Source organism: Paracoccus sp. SSK6 (assembly GCF_039770665.1).
Taxonomy (GTDB): Bacteria; Pseudomonadota; Alphaproteobacteria; order Rhodobacterales; family Rhodobacteraceae; genus Paracoccus.
On the sequence record NZ_JBDPNJ010000010.1, the window covers coordinates 15,694 to 34,734 of the forward strand.

Here is a 19,041-nt window from a genome sequence, read left to right on the forward strand (position 1 = left end):
CTTCCGCGTCGATCAGGGCTGACGGGTCACTTTTTTTTTCTGCTTGCTGTCCGCAGTGTCTCCGTCGTCTTCCTCTTCATCCCCGTCTGACTTGAGCGAGGCAAACAGGACGGACATGGCGGTCGGAGCAAGCGCCATAAGGCCAACGCGATCCACCGTGACGCTGACAATCTCCTGCGCCTCCTGCCGCGGGATGCCGCCCCCGATCATGCCAAGCCGCAGGGTCTCGGTGATATCGGCGACATGCCAAGTGGGCGCACCGGTCAGTGACGAACGCAGGCGTGCGAACACAGGGGCAATGCCCGAGCCGCAAGCCTTTTCCAAGGCGATCATCTCGCCGATGCGCAGCAGAAAGGGATGTTCCCCCCCTGCCCAGTTCAGGACGATCGGCTCACGCATCAGGCCGTGATCTCGTGATAGGTCATCTCGCCATCGGATGCGGCAGTCAGCGAGACCTGTGCCTTCTCGCCGCGATTGCCGGAGATCTCCAACTGCGAGACATGGATGTTGCCTGCCCAGTATCGACCGTTCGCGATGTCATCGATCTTGCCGATATACATTCGCGCCCGCACCGACTCGCTTCGGTTGAAGATGTCCCACCACTTGTCCACTGCGTCGGCAGCCAGGACCCCGGAGCCTGTGACCGAGAAGTCCAGTGACGACACCTCGCGTTCGATCCATGACGGCAGATCCGGATCATCGCAGTCCGGGACATCCACCTCGTTCATGTTCTTGGTGAACGTCGCCGTGTGTTCCGTCAGCCCGCAGGGCTTCAGGAACTGGCCGGCGCTATCAGGGTCTTCGAAGTACAAGGCGACGAGCGACCCACGGAACGTCTTAGGCTTTGCCATTGGTCTCTTCCTTCAGGCTGGGAATTTCCTCGAGTGCGCCCAGCTGCTGGCCACGTTCGATCATGGCGGCGGTAAGGCCCTCGTATTCCTTCCCGGCCTCGAACGTCTTCACGACGTTTGGGCGTGGGATGAAGTCAAACGACTTTGTCGCGCGAAAGCGCGTGCTCTTTGGCTGCGGCATGTGCTGCTCCTGTCAGATGGTTTTCACGGCATTGCGGACCGCCCGGTTGATGCCCGAGCGAAAGCTGCGGCGGTTGGCCCGCCAGACCACAAAGAAGAACGGGTTCGCGGGCATGTTCTTGGTGCCGAACTCCTGCCAGCGGGCATAATAGGCGTCCTGGTCTCCCAACGACTTGTCTCGCGTACCGACATAGATCGTGATGAACAGACCGGCGACTCGCCCCTTGACTGAAGCGATCGACAGCGAGCCTTTCGGCGCGTTACCCCACGTCCAGCCGATGCTGTCGCGTAGGGCGCCAGTCTCGTAAGGCGCAAGAGCCTTCATCTCGCGCACGATCAGGCTGGCCCCGTCTTCCATCTGCGCCCGGACGGCCTTCAGAACCACGTCCGGGACGGCGCGCAGCTTCCGCTTCAGGCCGCGATCATCGACCACGATCAGGCCTCTTCCAGCGAAACTTCGATCTGCACGACGCCATGCACATCACCGGACGGATCGTCCATGACGCGAACAAGCGTCACCCCGATCGGGTGCATGGCAAAATCGCCCTCCGCCTCGAAGTCACCAAGGGCGGCGCTGATCTCGTCGCACAGATCTTCAACCCGGCTTTTGCGCGAGCCTTCGTCCCAGACATCAATCTGCAAGGACCAGATCTTGCCTTTGATGCAGTCGCCATCGTCCGGACGCCAATCCGAGGGCCCGAGCGTGCAGTAAGGGTGCTCGTCCGTCGCGGTCGCCTGGTCGTAGACCTTGCCGGCCAGATCCGGCACCTGATCCTCGATCCGCGCGATCACCAGGCGGCGCAGGGCACGACCCGATTTCATTTCCGATGCCCCTCGACCTGCATGATGAGGAATTGGCGATCCTGCGAGAGAAACGGATTACCTTTGACCTCGTAGCGCCTGGTAGGCGTCTCGATCCGCCATTCCGAGGTGATGCGTTGTGTCAGCGAATCAACCTCAACAGCAATCGTGGCCGGGTCCTTCGCCTCCATGCGCGCCTGCTGAAAGGCTTCACTTCCGGGGCGATGCTGAATGTTCGCCCAGACGGCGCCGCGCTCCTGATAAAGCTGAATGACGCGACCGTCCTCGTCTTTGCTCTTGAACGGCTCGAGCAGGATCACGCGATCGCAAAGATCATTGCCCGTCATCACAGGTCCTCGCGAAAACACGATGGCCGGCCAGGAGCGCCTGTACGTCGGCTGGTGGAACCGCTGGCGCAACCACATCGCCATTGCCGCCGCGGCTCCAGTAGAGAGTGAAGGCGATCTTCATGATCGCCACCTTGATCGCCCCATCTGCGACGATCTGCATAGGATCGTATTCAGGATCGCCAGGCTGCGGCAGATCTTGCGTCTTTTCGTAGAAGGGCCGGCCAATCCAATGCCGCACCTGAACTTCAGCAGCTTCGCCGATGGTCTGCACCAGCATCAACTGGTCATCCGAGGCACGCAGATGGCGCTGTAGGTCAGCCGCCCCGACGATCATTTGTCAGCCTTCGCCGTCTTAGCCTTGCCCGAGGTTTCAGCTTCAGCCTTGCCCGGCGCCGCGGCGGCCGCATCAGCATCTGCCTTGGCTTTTTCCTCCTCAGCCAAGCGGGCAGCTTCTGCATCGGCTTGTGCCTGCTCCTCAGCCCGGACCTTGGCCGCGGCCTCATCGGCGACCCGTTGCGCCACGCCCTCTTGAAGGCGCTTCGCTTCATCGGTCAGGCCCTTCACCCAACGACCGGTCTTCACCAGCTGCTGAGCCTGTTCGGCATCGAGTTCCACAGGCTGGTGCGCGCGGACGGTGCCGTATACGCCGGTCTGCTGGCGCAGCGGCGTGATCGTGATCTTCGACATGGGATGTTCCTTCTGCCAGAGGGAGAGAGCGGGCGCCGAAGCGCCCGCCTGGATCACGCGCCGGCCGCGCTGAACTGGCCGTAGATCAGGGCCTTGGCCCGCTTGATCGCAAGGGCCAGGCGCTTCTCCGCACGAACCGTCAACATGTTCTTGACGAAGTTGTCGCGGTCCTCGCTGGAGATCAGCACTTCCGTGTCCATCCGGTCATAGATGGTCGCGGCAACCTTGAAGGCGCCGGTCAGGAAGTGGTCGGCAGCAATCTCGGTGGTCGGCACGACCGGACGGCCCCAGAGTACAGGCCCCGCCAGTTGCAGAGGATTCGCGAAGATGTAACGACCTTCGTTGTCCTTGGTGGTCTCGATCAGCGCCCAGTCGATCTCGTTGAGCACCATGCCATCGGCAGGATAGCCGGCAAGGCTGGCTTCCAGCAGCGAGAACCGCAGACGGTCGATCCGGCTCGACCCGGCAGGCTCGTAAGTGCCGAGATAGTCCGAAGCGTTGGTGATCAGACCGCTCAGGTTCTGGTTGGTGCCGTCGCCCGACAGGATCTGGTTCTCCTCGACCAGGTCGAGGCCATAGACCAGTTCGTTGTCGATCTCGCCCTGCAGCTGCGGAATGTCGTCCATCGTCTGACGGGCGACATGGATCCAGTGCGCGATCGTGCGGACCGCCGCCTCGGCCAGTTCCCATTCCAGGTTGCTTTCGGGCTTCAGGCCGCCTTCGGCGACCATGCCGGCGTTCAGGGTTCGCGTCTTCAGCTTCGCGTACTGGATCAGGTCGGTCGTGGTGGTGTTGCGGCTCAGCAGGTCGCGCACGAAGAACTGGCGACGCGGCAAGCCGACAATCTCGGTATCCCTCTGCGGCACCTTCAGCGTTCCGGCAGAGGCCGAGCCCGAGGTGATCGCATTCTGCACCGTGAAGGACATGGTGCCTTTGACGAAGCCTTTGACCCCCTCGTGGTTTGCGACGGCCATGCCGAGCGTCTGGCGGGGATCATCGCCGCCACCAGGACGGCGGCTGCCAAGGCGCTGCTCGATATCGAGGTTGCTGGCGTCCAGGTCTTCGACCTTCTTTTCCAGCTTGTCGAAGGCCTGCTTCAGCGCGCCTTGGGTGTTCAGCAGCTGATCGACGGCGGACTTGGTCTCGGCCGAGACCTCACCCGCCTTCTTGGCCTCGTTCATGGCCGTTTCGGCGGTCTTGTTCACGTCGCTGGTGATGCGATCGAGCTGCGCCTTCACGTCCTTCATCAGCTGGGCGACATCAGAGCCGCCAGCATCGGCGCGGACCGAGCCGATCACGGCGGCCGGGCGCGCAGCCATCATTGCTGCCAGCGAGGGCAGCATCATCAAGTGTTTGGACATTGCCAGTTCCTTCAAAGGGTTTTCAGGGAGGCGAGGAAGTTGCGAACCTCCTCCTCGACGGCAGCACCCGGCTTGCCATCGGGGGCAGCGCCAGGCTTGCCCCCTTTCAGTGCGGCCAGAAGCTCGCGAGCTTCCGAGCGCGAGACGCCCGCCTTGTGGGCCAGGACGTCAAATTTCTTCTCGGCGCGGGTTTCTCCCCCGCGCTGCTGGGCATCGCCGCCCGCGTCGATCTCGTCGGCGGCAAGGAGGGCATTGGCGAAGCCCTGTTCAACCGCGGCCGACCCGGAAATCCAGGTCTCGCGATCCAGCATGCCTGCGATCTTCTTCGCCTCGATGCCAGACCGGGCGGAATAGATGTCCGCCGACACCTCGTCGAACGGCTTCAGCCATTCCGCGACCTCGGTCAGAGCGTGGCGATCGCCGGCCGCAACGACCCAGGTGTTGTGGATCATCAGGAAGCCTGCCCGGGCGATCCGGATGTCATCGCCCGCCATCGCAATGACCGAGGCCGCCGAGGCAGCGACACCAAGGATCCGGACGTTGATCTTCGCCTTATGCTCGCGCAGGGCGTTGTAGATCGCCAGCCCCTCGAAGAAATCGCCACCCGGCGAGTTGATGTTGACCGTCACCTCACGATCACCGATCGCGCGCAGCGCGGCAGAGATGCGCTTCGCGGTGACCCCCTCGCCCCAGTAATCCTGCCCGATCACGTCGAGGACGGAGATGGTGGCATCCGAGTCACTGGCGGCGGAGCGCACATCCGGGTTCCAGCGGGTCAGGGCCTTCGGCGTCACATCGCTGCGAAGCCCGGGCCGGGCCGCAATGTCCGCCTTGGGCAGGTTCAGCAGCGTCATGGCGTGTTCTCCTGTTGGCCAAGATCCTGCACAGGGGCCATGGCCGTCTGTGCCGTGAGATCGTCCGCCCCGTCGCGGCGGGCGAGGTTCAGCTTTTCGCGGGCTTCGTTGCGCGACATGATCCCGTTGCTGACCAGCTTCGTCAGGAACTCGGCCTTTGCCTTGCTGTCCATCTGAAGGATGCCCTCGCGGTTGAACTCGGCGTATTGCTTTACACGCTGGCCCGCCGGGATCAGGTCTTTGCGGATCCGCCCCTCGATCCTGCGAAGGATCGGGTTCAGGCCCGTGTTCATCCAGGCGATCATGATCTGCTCGACGCCCGAGCCCCACATCGTCTGGCCCTCGCCCGCGTGGCCGATGACGATCGGCGGCGTGCCGAACCAACGGCAGATGTCCTCAATCGCGAAGCGGCGCGTTTCCAGCATCTGCGCGTCCTCGGGGTTGAGGGTCAGCGCCTGGAAGTCCATGCCCGCTTCCAGCAGCAGAACCTTCCAGGCGGCATCCGATCCGCGATAATCGCTGAGCATCTTGCGCATCTGGACGCGCTGCTCCGGTTTCAGCGTCTGGTTGGTCTTCATGAAGCCGGAGATCTGCATGCCGTTGCTGAACAGCTTGCCAGCACTCTCTTCCGCTGCGATCGCAGCGCCCATGCCTTGGACGCCGAAGGAAATGGCGGACAAGCCCATGTCGCCACCAAAGCCGAATCCCCGGACGTGAAAGACCTTCTCGCGAGGCAGAACCTCGACCTTGCCGCGGTCAGTTGTGCGATACATCAGATCGCCGTCTGCGTTCCGGAACGGGCTTGTGACGTTCGCGGGCAGCGTCCTCAGGCTGGAAAGTCCCCGCGGCGTATCAAATCGTTCCGCATAGCAGTTGCCGTTGGTCATCAGCCAGGCCGTCTGGCCTTCCCAGTGTTCCTGGGCGGTCTGGTCGATGTTTGGCGACACGGTCAGCACCTCGGCCAAGCGGTCCGAAATCGGTTCGCGCGATCCGTCTGTGCGCTTTTCGTAGACGCCCATCGGCAGCGAGGAAATGACCAGGGCAGTCTGCCGGACGCAGGCCCATACCGCTGACAGCTGCATGGCGGTGTCTAGCGTGACCCGCTTGCCCGCAGCAGACTCGCGGCCGAACAGGCTTTTCCATCCCCAGCTATCCGCAAGGCGCAGGCGCTTCTCTTTCTCAAGCTCGTAGGCCTCCGAGCGCACGCGCGCCGGAAGGGATGCGGCAAGCCGGGTCAGGAGCGACATCAGATTGCCATCACGGGGTCAGAGAGGAAGTCGCTCAGCGAGGCCGAGGCTTCGGGATGCCCTGACATCAACATTGCGGCGTTGAAGGTCGCCATCAGGGCGTCGATCTTCGCGCTTCCGGCTACCTGCTTGGTCACGATGTAGTTGCTCCCCTTGAGCTCTGTTTTGGCGTTGCTCACGGTCCACGCCATCATCTCGCTGGCCGCGTGGATCAACTTCCGGTCCTTCAATCGACGCGGAAGAGACAGCATCGCTGGTTGAAGCTTGTAGCCTTGTCCGACGCCGATCCAGCGATCGTCCCCGAACCCGGCGACATCGAGGCCGTCCAAAAGTTCGGCAATCCCGTAGACATCCAGCCCGATTGCCGGACTTGCTGTAGGCAGCAGGCCCGCTTCCTCAAGCCGCTCGATGATCGCGACGGCGCCAGCCACGTCGTCACCCACCGCCTTGCACCTGGTCAGGTCTCCGGCCTTCTCGAAGTCCAGCAGGCGCGGCGCGATGTCCTTGCGCTGCTCGAAGACCTCGTCGAAGGCCCAGACATGCGCCCAGTGCAGCCACTTCCGCGTCTCGCGTTCGCGGCCGATGACGGCCAAGCCGAAGAGGTCATCCAGGCCGCCGCCGTCCACGCCGACGACACAGACCTCGGACCGCTCGATCAGCGCATCCAGCGTCAGCGTCTTGTCGCCGCATTTCGTCCAGTGATCCGCCCCGGGCCAGCGGTTGGCATGCAGCCCCAGCCCGATCTCGATATTGAGGTGCTGGGAAGCCCAGCGAATCTCTTCCTCAATCCCCTTCTCGACCGCGCCTTGGTAGTCCTGCACCAGGCGCTCGATGGTGATTGACCGTCCGAGGTTTGGCAGGACCATCGGCCAGACCTTGGGATCGCGCCAGACCTTCGCCTCGGAGCGCTGCATCTCCTCCGGAAACTCGTAGAGGATCGGCAGCATCCGCACGCCGTTCGTGATCGAGCCGTCCCGCACCCCGCGAGCATATTGCAGCTCAGCCTTGAAGACGCCGGCCGGCGCGATCTCCGACTGGGTGGTGATGATGATCAGCAGGCTTTCATCGTTGGTGATCATCCCGCCCCTGATCTGACCGATCACACGGGCGGCGTGGTTCATCTCGGCCATCAGGTGCAGCTCGTCGATGATCGCAAACGCCGGGATGGAGCCGGTCACGACCTTCGGGTCGAAGCTCTTGATCTTCAGCTTGGCGTTCATGCGAACGCCGGTCTCCTCGTCCTTGTGCAGGTCGAGGATCGTCTTCTTGTGCTCGATGACCTTGAATCGCTTGCGCAGATAGGCATCGGCATCGATCATGCCGGCCGCCTGGGCGAAGCACTTCTCGGCCACCTCCTGGGTCGGCCCGATGATCACGCCATCGATGTTCGGGCGGCGGTTCATCAAGAGCGCGATCAGCCCCAGGGCAGCCGCATTGGTGGTCTTCGAGTTCTTCTTGGGGATGAGGTTGAAGATCTCACCCACGAAGCGCTTGCCGGTTACAGGGTCGATCGAGCCGAAGGCGGCCCGCACGATGTCCCGGATCCAGTCGCCCCCTGCCTCGGCCATCGTCGGCTGGCCCGGAATGTCCGGGACTCGCAGCAGGTTGAACAGATCGACCGCCGCATCCGCGACCACATCGTCGAGCGGCAAATCCGGGATCGGCGTCTGACCCTGGCGCAGCTTGTCCGCCCAGTCCAGGCAGGCAAAGGACACGGCGTCGAGCGGCATCAGTGCCGGCCCTTCAACCGGTCGAAGATGTCCCCGTAATTGTCAGGCACCTTCTGGGCTTCCAGGACGGCCTGTTCCTTCTTGCCCAAAGGCAGGTCTGGCACCTGGTCATCATCCTCGTCGCTGTCATCATCCTGGTTGGGTCTGTTGCGCGGCGCCTTGGTTCCCGCATCCTTCAGCTGCTCGCGCAGCTGGCGAACGGACGGCGTATGGCCCTCGCGCACCTTGCGGATCAGGACGTCCAGCATGACGCCCTCGATGAACGTCGCACCCATCTCCAGCTCACGGGAAAAATGTTTGCGCAGCGTCTTTTCGTCGATGCCCATATCCTCGGCGATCCGCTTCTGCGCCCACCCAGCAGCAACGCGGACCATAACAAAATCCTGATTTTCCTTATCTTTCCTGAAACACGGCCGACCGCGCCGATCCCGGATCGGCAGCAGCGGCTGACCGAACAGGTCGACCTCCTGCCCGTCTCCAGAATTTTTGCTTTCCACAGGAAAAAAATCTCCGACTGAGGGGGACGCGGGTCCAGCGCCAACCGACCCCCTGACTTTCGACCCACCCCCCCTTTCGGGGTTTTTCGGGTCGATCTGCCCGATTTTCGGGCATTTCGGGCCGAACCGCGCCGCTTTCGAGGGCGGATCGAGGTGACCCGCTGGATTTTTCGGGGATCTCGCGCCCGACGCGCGGGATCAGGCGGGCGGCTGCCCGACTTCGAGCATCACGGGCGGATGCTGGGTGCCGATCACCCGGAGGTGCACCGAGGCGCCTGCGTTCAGGCGGGCCAGTTCGTCCGGCGTCGGCTGCCATGCCGACACCATGGCCGGGGGGCCCTCGCCCGTGACGGCGCAGTTCAACACCTCGTCGCGCAGCGGCAGGCCCAGATAGCCCTGCGACTTGCCGATGATGCGGGTCACGCCTTCAATCATCGCGATAAGCATTGGCGCGCTCCTCTCTCTGCTTGTCCCGGCTGTGGCAGGCGGCGCACATGCACTGGACGTTGGTCCGGTCGAAGAACAGGTCACGATCACCCCGATGCGGGCGGATGTGGTCCCCGACCAAGTCGGCGCTCTCGAAGATCAGCCCGCACCTGACGCAGGTGAAGTTGGCATCCACCAGGACATCCCACCGGATTGTCCGCCATTCCGCCGTCTTGTACCAGGCCCGCCATGTATCGACACGATCCCGCGTGCGCACCGGCGCTGGACCCGACTGGCCGCGTGGCTTCAGCTGCCGCCCGCGCGGTGCGAGTTGCTTCATCCGTGCCATGACTGCCCTTCGCTATTCGTTGTGCTTAGGCTTGCTTGTCACCGGCTGCGACGCTTTGGGCTGCAAGGTCCCACAGCTAGACCCGCCTCGAGGAAGCGGCCCGTAGATGCCGGGCGTGGCCTGATAACCATCGACGATCATCCTCGGCTGCGCTCGCTCAGTTTCGGGATGTGACCGCCATGGACCACATCGACCGCACACGCACTCAAGACGCCAACCGCGAAACCATCTCTTGCGGTATTGCATCCGGTCACCGCACTGGCATGGGTGACTGACACGAACGATGGGTCCGGGCGGCATACCGTTCCTTTCTGCTGATGCGGGCATCCCACCCGCCTGGCTGCCGGGGCCCACCACCTCTTGAGGGATAGGCCTGTGCGTGGGCCGGGGCGCGGCAGCTTCCCCTGGTATCTCACGGGCCGCCCGAGGCGCGGCTCTTGCTCGGCGCTGTATTAGTCCCTCAGCGGCGCAGGCGGGTCGATTTGGCGTGCCCTCTGCCATTCATTCGGGCCGGTCGTTACATGGCCGCCTCCCTGAAATAGGAAGCGCCCGCGAGGGTGATGATCCCTGCGGGCGCAATTCCGGATAATATCCAGACGACTCGCACAGAGCGCCATAAGCGGTCAAGAACTTTTTTTTACCCTCGATATCCGATCATGGCGTCCAAGGCCCCTGCCAAGGCCTCTAGGGCGGCTTTGCCATTGCGACCATTGTCCTGCCAGTCGAACATGATCAGCGTCTGCTTGATGGTCTTGCCCTTGAGGCACACGGCATCGACCAGATCGCGCCTGGTGAAGATATGAGGAGCCCTTTCCTCAGGCATCAGCGCCCGCTTTCGCTGCGAGGGCCTGACGCGGCGCAGCACCATGGCCGGGCCCGAGCCGATGCGCCGCCGCAGACCTTCCAGTTCAGCCGCGAACTCCAGGCGGCGGTCCATCCAGTCGCGCCCTGCCCCACCGCCGAACGACGACTGCAGGCTGGACAGCTTGGTGCCGTCGGCCGACAGCAGCTCGGCCAGATCATGATATCGCCGCCCGATGGCGATCTGACCCGGCGTCAGCGGCACAGGGCGCTTGGCGCGCAGGGCGGCGGCGATCATGGCGTCGAAGACATCGGCCCGCCGGATGGCCGCGCGCCCGCCGAACCCGCGATGCACGGCCTCGACCTTATCGGTGCCCACCGGCAGCAACTCGACGTTGCGGACCAGGACGAAGCCACCGCGCGCCGGGGCTGGGGCGATGTCGGGCCCGCACTCTTCAGGGATCTGGGCCGCATCCTTGACCAACTGGACGCCAAGCTTCTCGGCATGCAGGGCAATTTTCCCGCTCCACTCGCCTTCAATCAACATCTTGTGGCCCCTTTCTTTCATTCTTCTATCCGTTGTTTTCGTTCGTTTCAGTTCAGGGACCATAGGGAGGATGACAAAGAGGAAGGGAGGTTAAAGGGAGGATGATAGGAGGTGATAAAGGGAGGAAGATCAGCAGGTTGAGAGGATCAGGGAGGATAGGGAGGATGTTTCCCAACCACCGCACATGAGAGGCTTACCCCCTGACCCCCTGTTGTCGCGCGCGCGCATACGCGAGGGTCCGCATTTATCCTCCCTATGCTCCCCATGATCCCCAAGCGCCCCCTAACCCCCTGATTTGTCGCGACCGGCCCCCGCACCCCGTATTCTCCCCATGCTCCCCACAGGGACGATGATCCTCCCTGATCGCAGCAAGCGAGAGAGGGGTGCGGGGATCCGCAAAGGCGCGGTCGAAGGCAGGCCAGTACCAGCGGCAGGCATCCTCCCTCGTGCGCCGGACGATCTCCTCGGCCGAGAGCGGCAGATAGCCCAGGCCGTGGCACTGGTTGCAGGGGATCGGATCGCGGAACACGGGCGCGGTGTCCTGTGCCTCGCGTCGCAGCTCGCAGGCTGGGCAAGGATCGTGGTTGCCATGAAGGTAGGGGGTTGGGGTAGTCATGCGTCGGGCTCTACCCTCGGCAGTGATCCTAGAAACGTATTGGCCTCGTCGGCCGAGATGATCGAGGCTGGAACCACATAGCCCCGCTCGCCGACACGCACGATACGGTCAGGTGACAGCGGCACGCCCGCTCTTCCAGCGTGTCGCTGGCTCCAATGCTCATCCCGGCGCCGACGTATAATCGCAATCAGGTCGGCCTTGGTGCCTCTCCAGTCTTGCCAACGCGGATGATCGGGATCCGCTTCCTGGGCAATCGACAGCAGAGCACCCTTTGTCATTCGATCGATAGGCGCGACAAGCCAGCGCTTGAAGTCATCACCCATTCCGCGCGCCCTTCCAGTTCACCCGGCCGGTGGTCGCGTCGATCGGCAGGTCGCGATAGAACACGTCGCTGAAGCGGATCCCGTCATAGCGCATGATCCCGCTCGACTTGCGGTCGGTGAAGCCCTTGCCGGTGACAGCGCTGCGCCAGGTGCGGGACTTGTCCTTCAGCCGCAGGCTGATGGTGCGGTCCTTCCACTGGCCCTCGCCCCGCTGGTCCATCCAGAAGTTGAAGGCGAGCACCAGGTCCTTCGTGGGCAGGCTGTCGGTCGGCTCGCCTGTGACGACGCAGGCGCTGTCCAGAAACAGCCCGATCGGATCGGACTGCTCGCGGTACTCTCGGGTGGCGTCCAGGACGACGTCAGGCTCTCGCAGACCGTCCTCCAGGTAGTTCAGCAGCCCTTCGATCATCCAGTTGAAGATGCCCGACCGTTCGGCCCACAGTTTCTCGCCCAAGGACTGGTCGCGTTCAGCCTTGGGGATCTGGACACCGAAGGGCACCAGCAGGACACGGCGCCAGATACCGTCATCGAGGCCGCGGATATCGGGCTTGTGGTTTCCACTGATCGTCAGCTTGAAACGGGGAAGGAACTCGAAGAAGTCCTTCTGGAACCCACGCGCCAGCATCGGCTCTCCGCCGGTCAGTTCTTTGACCAGGCCTTCTTTCAGCCTCTCGCCTTCATCCGGTTCCGACGCTCGAACGAACCGCGCAGCGACAAGCGGCAGCAAATCAGGGGTCGCGTCCGAGGCATTCCGGCGTCCAGAACCGGTCAGGGTCTCGATCTTGGCGGTGCTGGCATAGTCGCCCATAATCCGGGCGATTAGGTCTACCAATACTGATTTCCCGTTACCCCCGCCCCCATGGAAGAAGCACAGTTTTTGCTCCCCCGTCAGCGCTGTCATGGAAAGACCGAACCACCGCTGCAGAAAGGCGCGCATATGTTCGTCTGGCTGGATGCGGTTCAAGAAGGCGTGGAACAATGGTGCCTTGGCAGAAGGGTCGTATTTGACCGCCATCATCTTGGTCATCAACTGGTCACGGGCATGATCTAGCAGATCGACTTTCGCTGTGCGGCTGAACCCCTCACCCGCGCCACCTTCGACCGTGAAGCGCAATACCCCGGACCCGCAGTTCACGTCCAGGGCCGCAGCATCCAGCAGTTCCAGCTTGCGTGACAGATCGACGGTTGATTCCTTCATGGCCGCATCGATCTTGCCGCTGTTGCCCGACGACTTGGCGAACTTGCGGTGCTCGCCCTTCTTCGAGGACAGCAGGCGCTTCGTGGCCTCGATCTGGGACAGCTTGGATTCGAGCTTGTCGCGCTCGGCCCTTGCCTCCTCGGCCCCCTCGCCGCCTCCCTCGATCAGATCCTCGACCTCGCGCAGGCGGGTGCGGACCTGGGGCGCTTCCGCCAGAAGCAGGTTCTGCCATTCGTCCAGGGCCAGATACGGGATCTCCTTCTCGATCAGCCCGCCAAGGCGCTGCGCATGGCGCCGCACCTCGATCTCGTCGGGATCCTGCTCCCACCGCTGACCAGACCAGACGAACCAGCCGACGCGCGGCACATAGATCACGTCGTCCCCGAAATGCCGGACGAACCGCTGGCCGTTGCCGAAATCGTTCAACGGCAGGCCGGCGCAGTCTCGGGGCAGATCGTCGCCCTCGGCATCAGGGGGTGCGGGGGAGCCGTCATCCGGCGCCCGATCGTCAGGCTGGAACCCAGGATCGCCGTGATCGTCGGCGGGGATCTCCATGCCCTCGGGCAGGTCGACACTTTCCGGCTCGGCCATGACGGCCCGGATTTCTTCAATTCCATCAGTCATTGACAGATACGCTTTCCGTGCCATGGGCCGCGCCCATCAGCAGATCGTTCATGTCCCGCCCCTCGCCGGGGTGGACGATGCTGGCTTTCAGGCCGGGCCGCAGCGCCATGGCCCGACGCAACCCGGCCAGCAGCTTGGCGCGGGTCAGCCGGGGTTCGCTGTCCCCGTCCTGGATGAAAATCAGGTGACGCACCCACACGGGCGGCACGAAGGCGTCCCTGTCCGCCATGTCGGGAATGCCCGCATAGCGAAGACCGCGGCCCATCTGGCGCTGCCCGGCCATGTTGCCCAGATCGACCCCTGCCCAATAGGCGGTGCCCGGCATGGGCGCGCCGCGCAGAGCGGACAGGGTGGATTCGATCCCCTCGCCCATGACCATGATGTCGGCGCCGCGCGGCGTGAACAGGCGGATCGCGCCGCCCTTCTTGGAGCCATAGACCTTCTTGGTCGATACCGTCTCGTCATCCTTGAACGGATGGCGGATGAGCGGCCTGCCCTTGCGCTGCGACAGGTCGATCCAGGTGCGGTGCACCCCGGTCAGCTGGCCATCGGGCCCGTGGATCGCCGACAGCATCGCCGGGCCTTCATGGACCGTCTGGAATTCGTTCTGCCGGTTGGGCAGCGGCACGACCAGGCGCGCGGATGGCTCGAACCTGCACCACGATGGCATCGGGATGCCCGTCTTGGGCGGCAGGCCGCGCAAGGTCAGGTAATCGACGACGACGGTATCATCCGAAGGTTGCGAAGCGTCCCAGATGGACCGCGCCCGCCTGATCGCCTCCAGGCGGTGCCGGTCGGCGTCGGCCTCGCGCCTCCGCCTGTTCTCGTCCTCGCGGCGGCGCGCCTCGGCGCGCTGTTCGGGCGTCAGTTGCTGGGCGGGGCCCGCCAGCCATTCCAGCGCGGCGGGAAAATCCATCCCCAGCACCAGCTGCACCAGAGCGATCTGGTCGCCCTTAGCGCCGCAGATGCGGCAGTTGAAAATCTGCTTCTGCAGGTTGATCCCGAACCGGTCATTCCCACCGCAACCGGGACCAGGGCATGGCCCGACCAGCTCGCCCGAGGTCCGCACCAGGCCGCCGATCTGCAAGCGATCGACCAGATCGGCCATCGGGACGCGATGCGCCTCGGCGATGCGGGGGTCCGTCTCGCGCATCATCGCACCTGCAGGTAGCCAAGCGCGCGGGCCAGCTGCTGCCTGATGCTAGCAGTGCTGTTCGCCTTAGGCGCGCGGCAGGGACATTCTGCCAGGGCGACACGATAGCCATGCACTTCGTGCAGGGGGATGCGGATCACGGCGTAGCCCGCTTCGATGCGGACATCCGGCAGCGGAAGCTGTTCGTCGATCGACACCATGGATCAGCCCTCCAGGTCCGCACGGGCTGACGGCGCGGGCCAGCTGGCCCGCATCACGGCGCCGAACAGATCCTCTCCGGCCTGGCGCAGCATCGCCGGATTGCGGCGGGCCAGCGGGAAGCGGTCGGAAAAGCCCTTGATCGCCAATCGCATCGGATCGTCGGTCGGGAATGTCTCGCTGATCGCAATGACGGCCTGCCCGAGGATGCCCGGATCGGGCTCCTCCAGCTTGGCCTTCATGGCCAGGCCCAGAGCGATCATCAATGCCCCCTGTCTGCGTCTGTCATGTGCCATGGAAACTGTCCCTCGTGTCGTGATGCACGGGGCGCCTGAGAGGAGTTCGGGAGAGGCGCCCCGCGCGACCGCCTGCGTCGTGGGCAGGCGATGGCGGAATGAAAAGGACGGGGCGGCGGACATGGCCGCCCCGCCAAGTCAGGGGCAGCGGTCGTGACAAAACCGCCCCAGGGAACATGTGTGCCCCGCCGCCACAGGACGGCTCTCGGCCGGGCCAGCCGCAGGTTCCGCGATCGGGGTCGTGCAAGCCCGCCCGAGGCGGGCCCCGATCGCAGCGGGGTGGCGCCAGGTGCTGCGCCCCGACGTGTATCCCCCGCCCCGGGCAACCTGATACCCGTGTGCCATCACGCGCCCCGCATCCGGGATTTACGAATCCCGTCAATGCCGCGAGACTGCCGTGCGACCATCGAACCTGAAAGGAAGCCGATGCCGAAGATCATGAGCAGCGCCGAAGCGCTGGCTATCCAGGATGAATTCATCGCCCTCTCACCCGACACGGCAACGACAGAGGAAGTGCGCGCCGCCCTGGATGTCGTCTCGATCGGTGTGCAGCAGGGATACGACGGATTGTTTGTTCGGTTCGTCGGCCGCGACGGCCGAACGTCCGACGTCCGGTTCAACCCTGCAGCAGCGATGCTCATCAACGGCACCCTCGGCCAGGCCTTGTCGGAGGCAGGATGGGTTGATGATGAAGGCTTTGTCACCTCTGGATGATCGGCGGAGGCGGCATTGCTGCCCGTCTGCCTATCCCGGAAACGGATACCTTCGAACCACAGCACACCTTGAGACCTGCGTATCTGGAACGTCGCGCCGGTGGCACCGCTCCGCCACACTCCGGCCCTGCTCTTCAACCGATTGTGGACGGTTCTGTCCATCCAGCGGCTCTCACCCCGCTGCGCCAACCAGGCGTTGAAGCCGTCGACCAACTCTCTGGCGGAAAGGCTGTCAGAAGGATTGCCTGACACCTCGCACGCGCCGTCCAGGAACGCGCTAATGGGGTCTAAATTTTGGCAAGACTCATCAGCATCGGGCTCGATCGGTTCGCTTGTACGGACAAGCCTGGCGCCGTCGAGTTTCGTCAGAATGCCTGTCATTTCGACCCCCTCATGATTTCGGCGTAACGCGGCAGGCTTGCCTGCGCGAAATCGACGTGATCGCCGGACGGGCGGTGCAGCCCGTCGCGCCAGTTGCAGGCCGTCTGCAGCGTGACACCGAAGTGATCCTTGCAGGCTTCGGCCGTTGCGAAGCTCGCGATCATCAGCATCGACCAGCGGCGCAGGAATTCGTCACGATCCAGCCGATGGACATGGGCGCGGCGGATCGAGACGACGTTCCGCCCGCGACCGCCAGCAGGCGGGATCAAGGACATTGGAGCGGCCAAGCCGCTATGCCGCGTCTGTGGCGCGGTTCTTGGTGGGGTTGTCATGGGGATACTCTTGGTTGGAGTTGTCGGCCGGAATGGGCCAGTTCTGATCGAACCAAAGCATCGCCGCATTGAACCGACGAACGGTGATGTCTCCGCCTTCTCTCAGGGAAGTCAGTTTCTTCGAGTCACCAAACACACGATGAGATACCGTCTTATCCTCAAGGACACCGGCAGCCACCTTGTATTCGTCGGCACGATTAAGAAGGGCTTGTGTATCGATCATGAGGATTGTTTGCGGTTATTTTACCGCACTGTCAACGGTTTTCTAACCGCTAACCCTTCCGGCCTTACTTCGGTAATTTCCCCGCATGGACATGACCTCAGTGCTTGATCGCATCAATGATCGCATCGACCAACTTAAGGCGCAGGGCCAAAGCGTCAGTGAGCGTTCAATCTCTATGGACGCCACCGGATCGCCAGACACCATCAGGAATTGGCGTCGAGCTGCACAGTCCGGGAAGAGCGCGGGCGCTACTACAAGTAAGCTTCTGCAAGTTTCCAAAGCTCTAGGCGTTTCCCTTGAATGGCTTATGTCTGGTCAGCCTGAACACGAAGATTCGCGCGCTGAAACCATTGCAGAGATCGTGGGCCTTCTTCGTGAACTAGATCACGCAGAGCTGGAGATGCTGCGAGCTGCCGCACATGGCGTTCACGCTCGGCGCCGCGGGGAAGGCTAACGATCACCTGGAGCGATTTAAGTACTTGCAGCTCTACTTTCATTCTTCCCCCCTATCGGAACATTAGGAGAACAAAAAGGGCAGTTTCAACCCGCAAGTTGCGGCGACAGTCTGGCAGGGCAGAAATGCCGTGACCTAACTTTACGGTTAATTTACCGCACAACGTATTGACTACGGTTTTTTTACCGCATTATGGTGGCACATCGCAACCCGATGGAGCCACGCGCCATGCGCCCCAGCCTTACCGTCTCTCTTCCCGATGCGCCCGCCGCCTTGACCGACGCGATGGCGCTGATTGCCTCCCCTGACATCGCCGCCCGGGCACCTGAGCCGATCCGCCGTCTGGCCTGGGCTATCCTCGCTAGCCGTCATGGCATGACGGTCAGCCAGCGGCATCGCCCCGCCAACACCAGCAGGAGGCCCCGCTGATGCGCCCCGCCACCATGGCCCTCGCCTATCGCATCTGGGGCGACTGCCGCCTGCACGGCTGGTCGCGCACCGTGGCCGAGATCGCGGACAGCCTGGGCGAAGACCCGGCCCGCGTCCGCCGCGTGGCCCAGGTCAAGAACTGGCTGCCCCGGATGCGGATGACCACCGACCGCAGCTGCGACACGCCGCTGCTGACCGCCGACATGGACGGCCAGATCGACCGCCTGGCCGGAGACCGCCGCTACGGGGCCGAGGAGATCGCGGCATGATCGCGCGTCAAGCAGGTTACTGGGGCGTCGAGGCCTATGTCGGCCAAGCCCATAACGACCGCCGCATCCTGGTCCTTCTGGTCGCCGATGACGGCGTGACCATCACCGGGACCATGGACCTCAAGCCCTCCGAAGCCCGGCAGATGGCAAGCGCACTGCTGCGCGAGGCCGAGCGCGCCGAGGGCCAGGGCGCCCTGCGCACGGCATTCGAGGTGCTGCCCGCCCAGGCTGCAGGCAGGGCCTGACATGATCCCCTCGGCCGACATCACCGGCGACACGCGCGACATCACCGCCCTGTGGCGCCGGATGACCGGCAACAAGACCGAGCGGGCCACGGCCCATCTGCGCGGCGGCTCCCTGACCGCCGTGACGGTCAACACCAGGCCCCGGCTGGTCATGTGCCGGGCCGGGGCCTGCGCCCTGATCACCGGCGAGGCCGTGGCCGCCATCGAGGCAGGCACCACGCATTCCCCCCGCCCAATCTCATCCGCGCCCGGCGGCACCGGGCAATCAACCACAGGACATCACCGCATGTTTGGAAAACTTTTTGGCAAGAAGGCCGAGGCTGCCGTTCAGAAATTCTCGGGCCGCACGGACTTCCTTGAGGCCACCTGTGCCGCCGCCGCTCTGATCGCCGCCGCCGATGGCGAGATCGAGGATGCCGAGGTCACGGCGACCGTGAAGGCCGTCAAGGCCAACAAGTCTCTCGCGGCGGGCTTCGACGGCCCCACCATCGAACGCACCATCAACGCCATGCTGGACCGCGCCGGCGGCGGGCGCGTCGGTCGGGCCGGGCTGCGCAAGGAGATCATGGAGATCGCCAAGGATCCCGAGATGGCCGAAGGCGTGATCCTGACCGCCCTGGACGTGGCCGAGGCGGATGGCGAGATCGAGCCCGAGGAGCAGAAGATCCTGGACTCGCTTGCCAAGGAACTGGGCATCGACCTGGCGCGGCTGGCCGCCTGATGGACGCCATCCGCCGCCACATTCTTGGCTATGCGACCAGTGCCGCGATCACCCTGGCCGCGCTGCGCCTGATCACCCCGAACATCGTGGATCTGATGATCGACGGCCTCAGCGTCGGCCTGGTCTGGGCGGCGGTGCGGCTGGCCCGCCACGACTGACGCTTCGGTGTGCAGCCCTGCGGGGCT

At 63.8% G+C, this 19,041-nt stretch carries 28 protein-coding genes; 5 read left to right on the forward strand and 23 right to left on the reverse strand.

Annotated features, from left to right (window positions below; translation table 11 throughout):
• Window positions 1–12 precede the first annotated feature (12 nt).
• From AAIL68_RS08950 to AAIL68_RS09050, 21 genes are all read right to left on the reverse strand, one after another.
• The gene (locus tag AAIL68_RS08950; RefSeq protein WP_347139433.1) at window positions 13–399 is read right to left on the reverse strand and encodes a gene transfer agent family protein; all 387 of its coding nucleotides are present in this window, start codon (window positions 397–399) and stop codon (window positions 13–15) included.
• Window positions 399–851, reverse strand: a complete 453-nt coding sequence (locus AAIL68_RS08955) for a phage tail tube protein (protein ID WP_347139434.1) — start codon at window positions 849–851, stop codon at window positions 399–401. Before AAIL68_RS08955 ends, AAIL68_RS08950 begins: the two co-directional genes overlap by 1 nt.
• Entirely contained in the window at window positions 838–1,032 is a 195-nt protein-coding gene (locus AAIL68_RS08960; protein ID WP_347139435.1) for a hypothetical protein, read from the reverse strand. The genes AAIL68_RS08955 and AAIL68_RS08960 overlap by 14 nt, the downstream gene beginning before the upstream one ends.
• Before the next feature lie 12 nt (window positions 1,033–1,044).
• Window positions 1,045–1,464 carry an HK97-gp10 family putative phage morphogenesis protein gene (locus AAIL68_RS08965; RefSeq protein WP_347139436.1) on the reverse strand — a complete coding sequence of 140 codons (420 nt, stop codon included), beginning with the start codon at window positions 1,462–1,464 and terminating at the stop codon, window positions 1,045–1,047.
• Window positions 1,465–1,466: 2 nt separating this feature from the next.
• Window positions 1,467–1,853, reverse strand: coding sequence for a DUF3168 domain-containing protein (locus AAIL68_RS08970; protein ID WP_347139437.1), 387 nt, complete (start codon window positions 1,851–1,853; stop codon window positions 1,467–1,469).
• Complete coding sequence (locus AAIL68_RS08975) at window positions 1,850–2,179, reverse strand: head-tail adaptor protein (protein ID WP_347139438.1); 330 nt, start codon at window positions 2,177–2,179, stop codon at window positions 1,850–1,852. The genes AAIL68_RS08970 and AAIL68_RS08975 overlap by 4 nt, the downstream gene beginning before the upstream one ends.
• Window positions 2,166–2,516: a head-tail connector protein gene (locus AAIL68_RS08980; protein WP_347139439.1), complete on the reverse strand. Its 351-nt coding sequence runs from the start codon at window positions 2,514–2,516 to the stop codon at window positions 2,166–2,168. Before AAIL68_RS08980 ends, AAIL68_RS08975 begins: the two co-directional genes overlap by 14 nt.
• The gene (locus AAIL68_RS08985; RefSeq protein WP_347139440.1) at window positions 2,513–2,869 is read right to left on the reverse strand and encodes a hypothetical protein; all 357 of its coding nucleotides are present in this window, start codon (window positions 2,867–2,869) and stop codon (window positions 2,513–2,515) included. The genes AAIL68_RS08980 and AAIL68_RS08985 overlap by 4 nt, the downstream gene beginning before the upstream one ends.
• 53 nt (window positions 2,870–2,922) lie before the next feature.
• On the reverse strand, window positions 2,923–4,230 hold the full coding sequence (locus AAIL68_RS08990) for a phage major capsid protein (protein WP_347139441.1): 1,308 nt from the start codon (window positions 4,228–4,230) through the stop codon (window positions 2,923–2,925).
• 11 nt (window positions 4,231–4,241) lie between these two features.
• Window positions 4,242–5,084 (reverse strand): head maturation protease, ClpP-related, encoded by an 843-nt coding sequence (locus tag AAIL68_RS08995; RefSeq protein ID WP_347139442.1) that lies wholly within the window; start codon window positions 5,082–5,084, stop codon window positions 4,242–4,244.
• On the reverse strand, window positions 5,081–6,331 hold the full coding sequence (locus AAIL68_RS09000) for a phage portal protein (protein WP_347139443.1): 1,251 nt from the start codon (window positions 6,329–6,331) through the stop codon (window positions 5,081–5,083). Before AAIL68_RS09000 ends, AAIL68_RS08995 begins: the two co-directional genes overlap by 4 nt.
• Complete coding sequence (locus tag AAIL68_RS09005; RefSeq protein ID WP_347139444.1) at window positions 6,331–8,061, reverse strand: terminase large subunit; 1,731 nt, start codon at window positions 8,059–8,061, stop codon at window positions 6,331–6,333. Before AAIL68_RS09005 ends, AAIL68_RS09000 begins: the two co-directional genes overlap by 1 nt.
• On the reverse strand, window positions 8,061–8,558 hold the full coding sequence (locus AAIL68_RS09010; protein WP_347139445.1) for a hypothetical protein: 498 nt from the start codon (window positions 8,556–8,558) through the stop codon (window positions 8,061–8,063). The genes AAIL68_RS09005 and AAIL68_RS09010 overlap by 1 nt, the downstream gene beginning before the upstream one ends.
• A 198-nt stretch (window positions 8,559–8,756) precedes the next feature.
• Window positions 8,757–9,005, reverse strand: coding sequence for a hypothetical protein (locus AAIL68_RS09015; protein WP_347139446.1), 249 nt, complete (start codon window positions 9,003–9,005; stop codon window positions 8,757–8,759).
• A complete protein-coding gene (locus AAIL68_RS09020) occupies window positions 8,986–9,333 on the reverse strand; it encodes an HNH endonuclease signature motif containing protein (RefSeq protein WP_347139447.1) in 348 nt (115 codons plus the stop codon). The genes AAIL68_RS09015 and AAIL68_RS09020 overlap by 20 nt, the downstream gene beginning before the upstream one ends.
• A gap of 637 nt (window positions 9,334–9,970) precedes the next feature.
• Window positions 9,971–10,681, reverse strand: a complete 711-nt coding sequence (locus AAIL68_RS09025) for a hypothetical protein (RefSeq protein WP_347139448.1) — start codon at window positions 10,679–10,681, stop codon at window positions 9,971–9,973.
• Between the two features lie 612 nt (window positions 10,682–11,293).
• A complete protein-coding gene (locus AAIL68_RS09030; RefSeq protein ID WP_347139449.1) occupies window positions 11,294–11,620 on the reverse strand; it encodes a hypothetical protein in 327 nt (108 codons plus the stop codon).
• On the reverse strand, window positions 11,613–13,409 hold the full coding sequence (locus AAIL68_RS09035; RefSeq protein WP_347139450.1) for a phage/plasmid primase, P4 family: 1,797 nt from the start codon (window positions 13,407–13,409) through the stop codon (window positions 11,613–11,615). Before AAIL68_RS09035 ends, AAIL68_RS09030 begins: the two co-directional genes overlap by 8 nt.
• 25 nt (window positions 13,410–13,434) lie before the next feature.
• Complete coding sequence (locus tag AAIL68_RS09040) at window positions 13,435–14,598, reverse strand: hypothetical protein (protein WP_347139451.1); 1,164 nt, start codon at window positions 14,596–14,598, stop codon at window positions 13,435–13,437.
• On the reverse strand, window positions 14,595–14,795 hold the full coding sequence (locus tag AAIL68_RS09045) for a hypothetical protein (RefSeq protein ID WP_347139452.1): 201 nt from the start codon (window positions 14,793–14,795) through the stop codon (window positions 14,595–14,597). Before AAIL68_RS09045 ends, AAIL68_RS09040 begins: the two co-directional genes overlap by 4 nt.
• A 3-nt stretch (window positions 14,796–14,798) precedes the next feature.
• Complete coding sequence (locus tag AAIL68_RS09050) at window positions 14,799–15,056, reverse strand: hypothetical protein (protein ID WP_347139453.1); 258 nt, start codon at window positions 15,054–15,056, stop codon at window positions 14,799–14,801.
• Window positions 15,057–15,515: 459 nt separating this feature from the next.
• Between AAIL68_RS09050 and AAIL68_RS09055 the strand changes: the two genes are divergently transcribed.
• Window positions 15,516–15,803: a hypothetical protein gene (locus AAIL68_RS09055; protein WP_347139454.1), complete on the forward strand. Its 288-nt coding sequence runs from the start codon at window positions 15,516–15,518 to the stop codon at window positions 15,801–15,803.
• 376 nt (window positions 15,804–16,179) lie between these two features.
• Here the strand turns inward: AAIL68_RS09055 and AAIL68_RS09060 are convergent, their stop codons facing one another.
• Complete coding sequence (locus AAIL68_RS09060) at window positions 16,180–16,458, reverse strand: hypothetical protein (protein ID WP_347139455.1); 279 nt, start codon at window positions 16,456–16,458, stop codon at window positions 16,180–16,182.
• A gap of 16 nt (window positions 16,459–16,474) precedes the next feature.
• Entirely contained in the window at window positions 16,475–16,738 is a 264-nt protein-coding gene (locus AAIL68_RS09065; protein WP_347139456.1) for a hypothetical protein, read from the reverse strand.
• An 882-nt stretch (window positions 16,739–17,620) separates the two neighbouring features.
• Here AAIL68_RS09065 and AAIL68_RS09070 point away from each other — a divergent pair.
• The 4 genes from AAIL68_RS09070 to AAIL68_RS09085 are packed head-to-tail and all read left to right on the forward strand — an operon-like array spanning window position 17,621 to window position 19,014.
• Window positions 17,621–17,890, forward strand: a complete 270-nt coding sequence (locus AAIL68_RS09070; RefSeq protein WP_347139457.1) for a hypothetical protein — start codon at window positions 17,621–17,623, stop codon at window positions 17,888–17,890.
• Window positions 17,887–18,135 (forward strand): hypothetical protein, encoded by a 249-nt coding sequence (locus AAIL68_RS09075; protein WP_347139458.1) that lies wholly within the window; start codon window positions 17,887–17,889, stop codon window positions 18,133–18,135. Before AAIL68_RS09070 ends, AAIL68_RS09075 begins: the two co-directional genes overlap by 4 nt.
• A gap of 1 nt (window position 18,136) precedes the next feature.
• Window positions 18,137–18,856: a TerB family tellurite resistance protein gene (locus AAIL68_RS09080; protein ID WP_347139459.1), complete on the forward strand. Its 720-nt coding sequence runs from the start codon at window positions 18,137–18,139 to the stop codon at window positions 18,854–18,856.
• Window positions 18,856–19,014 (forward strand): hypothetical protein, encoded by a 159-nt coding sequence (locus AAIL68_RS09085; RefSeq protein ID WP_347139460.1) that lies wholly within the window; start codon window positions 18,856–18,858, stop codon window positions 19,012–19,014. The genes AAIL68_RS09080 and AAIL68_RS09085 overlap by 1 nt, the downstream gene beginning before the upstream one ends.
• Window positions 19,015–19,041: the final 27 nt, after the last annotated feature.

What these genes read in the sequence shown, in the direction of transcription:
- AAIL68_RS08950 (WP_347139433.1), bottom strand. Translation starts at nt 399, where the DNA reads ATGCGTGAGCCGATCGTCCTGAACTGGGCAGGGGGGGAACATCCCTTT.
- AAIL68_RS08955 (WP_347139434.1), bottom strand. Translation starts at nt 851, where the DNA reads ATGGCAAAGCCTAAGACGTTCCGTGGGTCGCTCGTCGCCTTGTACTTC.
- AAIL68_RS08960 (WP_347139435.1), bottom strand. Translation starts at nt 1,032, where the DNA reads ATGCCGCAGCCAAAGAGCACGCGCTTTCGCGCGACAAAGTCGTTTGAC.
- AAIL68_RS08970 (WP_347139437.1), bottom strand. Translation starts at nt 1,853, where the DNA reads ATGAAATCGGGTCGTGCCCTGCGCCGCCTGGTGATCGCGCGGATCGAG.
- AAIL68_RS08975 (WP_347139438.1), bottom strand. Translation starts at nt 2,179, where the DNA reads ATGACGGGCAATGATCTTTGCGATCGCGTGATCCTGCTCGAGCCGTTC.
- AAIL68_RS08980 (WP_347139439.1), bottom strand. Translation starts at nt 2,516, where the DNA reads ATGATCGTCGGGGCGGCTGACCTACAGCGCCATCTGCGTGCCTCGGAT.
- AAIL68_RS08985 (WP_347139440.1), bottom strand. Translation starts at nt 2,869, where the DNA reads ATGTCGAAGATCACGATCACGCCGCTGCGCCAGCAGACCGGCGTATAC.
- AAIL68_RS08990 (WP_347139441.1), bottom strand. Translation starts at nt 4,230, where the DNA reads ATGTCCAAACACTTGATGATGCTGCCCTCGCTGGCAGCAATGATGGCT.
- AAIL68_RS08995 (WP_347139442.1), bottom strand. Translation starts at nt 5,084, where the DNA reads ATGACGCTGCTGAACCTGCCCAAGGCGGACATTGCGGCCCGGCCCGGG.
- AAIL68_RS09000 (WP_347139443.1), bottom strand. Translation starts at nt 6,331, where the DNA reads ATGTCGCTCCTGACCCGGCTTGCCGCATCCCTTCCGGCGCGCGTGCGC.
- AAIL68_RS09005 (WP_347139444.1), bottom strand. Translation starts at nt 8,061, where the DNA reads ATGCCGCTCGACGCCGTGTCCTTTGCCTGCCTGGACTGGGCGGACAAG.
- AAIL68_RS09015 (WP_347139446.1), bottom strand. Translation starts at nt 9,005, where the DNA reads ATGCTTATCGCGATGATTGAAGGCGTGACCCGCATCATCGGCAAGTCG.
- AAIL68_RS09020 (WP_347139447.1), bottom strand. Translation starts at nt 9,333, where the DNA reads ATGGCACGGATGAAGCAACTCGCACCGCGCGGGCGGCAGCTGAAGCCA.
- AAIL68_RS09025 (WP_347139448.1), bottom strand. Translation starts at nt 10,681, where the DNA reads ATGTTGATTGAAGGCGAGTGGAGCGGGAAAATTGCCCTGCATGCCGAG.
- AAIL68_RS09030 (WP_347139449.1), bottom strand. Translation starts at nt 11,620, where the DNA reads ATGGGTGATGACTTCAAGCGCTGGCTTGTCGCGCCTATCGATCGAATG.
- AAIL68_RS09035 (WP_347139450.1), bottom strand. Translation starts at nt 13,409, where the DNA reads ATGGCCGAGCCGGAAAGTGTCGACCTGCCCGAGGGCATGGAGATCCCC.
- AAIL68_RS09040 (WP_347139451.1), bottom strand. Translation starts at nt 14,598, where the DNA reads ATGATGCGCGAGACGGACCCCCGCATCGCCGAGGCGCATCGCGTCCCG.
- AAIL68_RS09045 (WP_347139452.1), bottom strand. Translation starts at nt 14,795, where the DNA reads ATGGTGTCGATCGACGAACAGCTTCCGCTGCCGGATGTCCGCATCGAA.
- AAIL68_RS09050 (WP_347139453.1), bottom strand. Translation starts at nt 15,056, where the DNA reads ATGATCGCTCTGGGCCTGGCCATGAAGGCCAAGCTGGAGGAGCCCGAT.
- AAIL68_RS09055 (WP_347139454.1), top strand. Translation starts at nt 15,516, where the DNA reads ATGCCGAAGATCATGAGCAGCGCCGAAGCGCTGGCTATCCAGGATGAA.
- AAIL68_RS09060 (WP_347139455.1), bottom strand. Translation starts at nt 16,458, where the DNA reads ATGTCCTTGATCCCGCCTGCTGGCGGTCGCGGGCGGAACGTCGTCTCG.
- AAIL68_RS09065 (WP_347139456.1), bottom strand. Translation starts at nt 16,738, where the DNA reads ATGATCGATACACAAGCCCTTCTTAATCGTGCCGACGAATACAAGGTG.
- AAIL68_RS09070 (WP_347139457.1), top strand. Translation starts at nt 17,621, where the DNA reads ATGCGCCCCGCCACCATGGCCCTCGCCTATCGCATCTGGGGCGACTGC.
- AAIL68_RS09075 (WP_347139458.1), top strand. Translation starts at nt 17,887, where the DNA reads ATGATCGCGCGTCAAGCAGGTTACTGGGGCGTCGAGGCCTATGTCGGC.
- AAIL68_RS09080 (WP_347139459.1), top strand. Translation starts at nt 18,137, where the DNA reads ATGATCCCCTCGGCCGACATCACCGGCGACACGCGCGACATCACCGCC.
- AAIL68_RS09085 (WP_347139460.1), top strand. Translation starts at nt 18,856, where the DNA reads ATGGACGCCATCCGCCGCCACATTCTTGGCTATGCGACCAGTGCCGCG.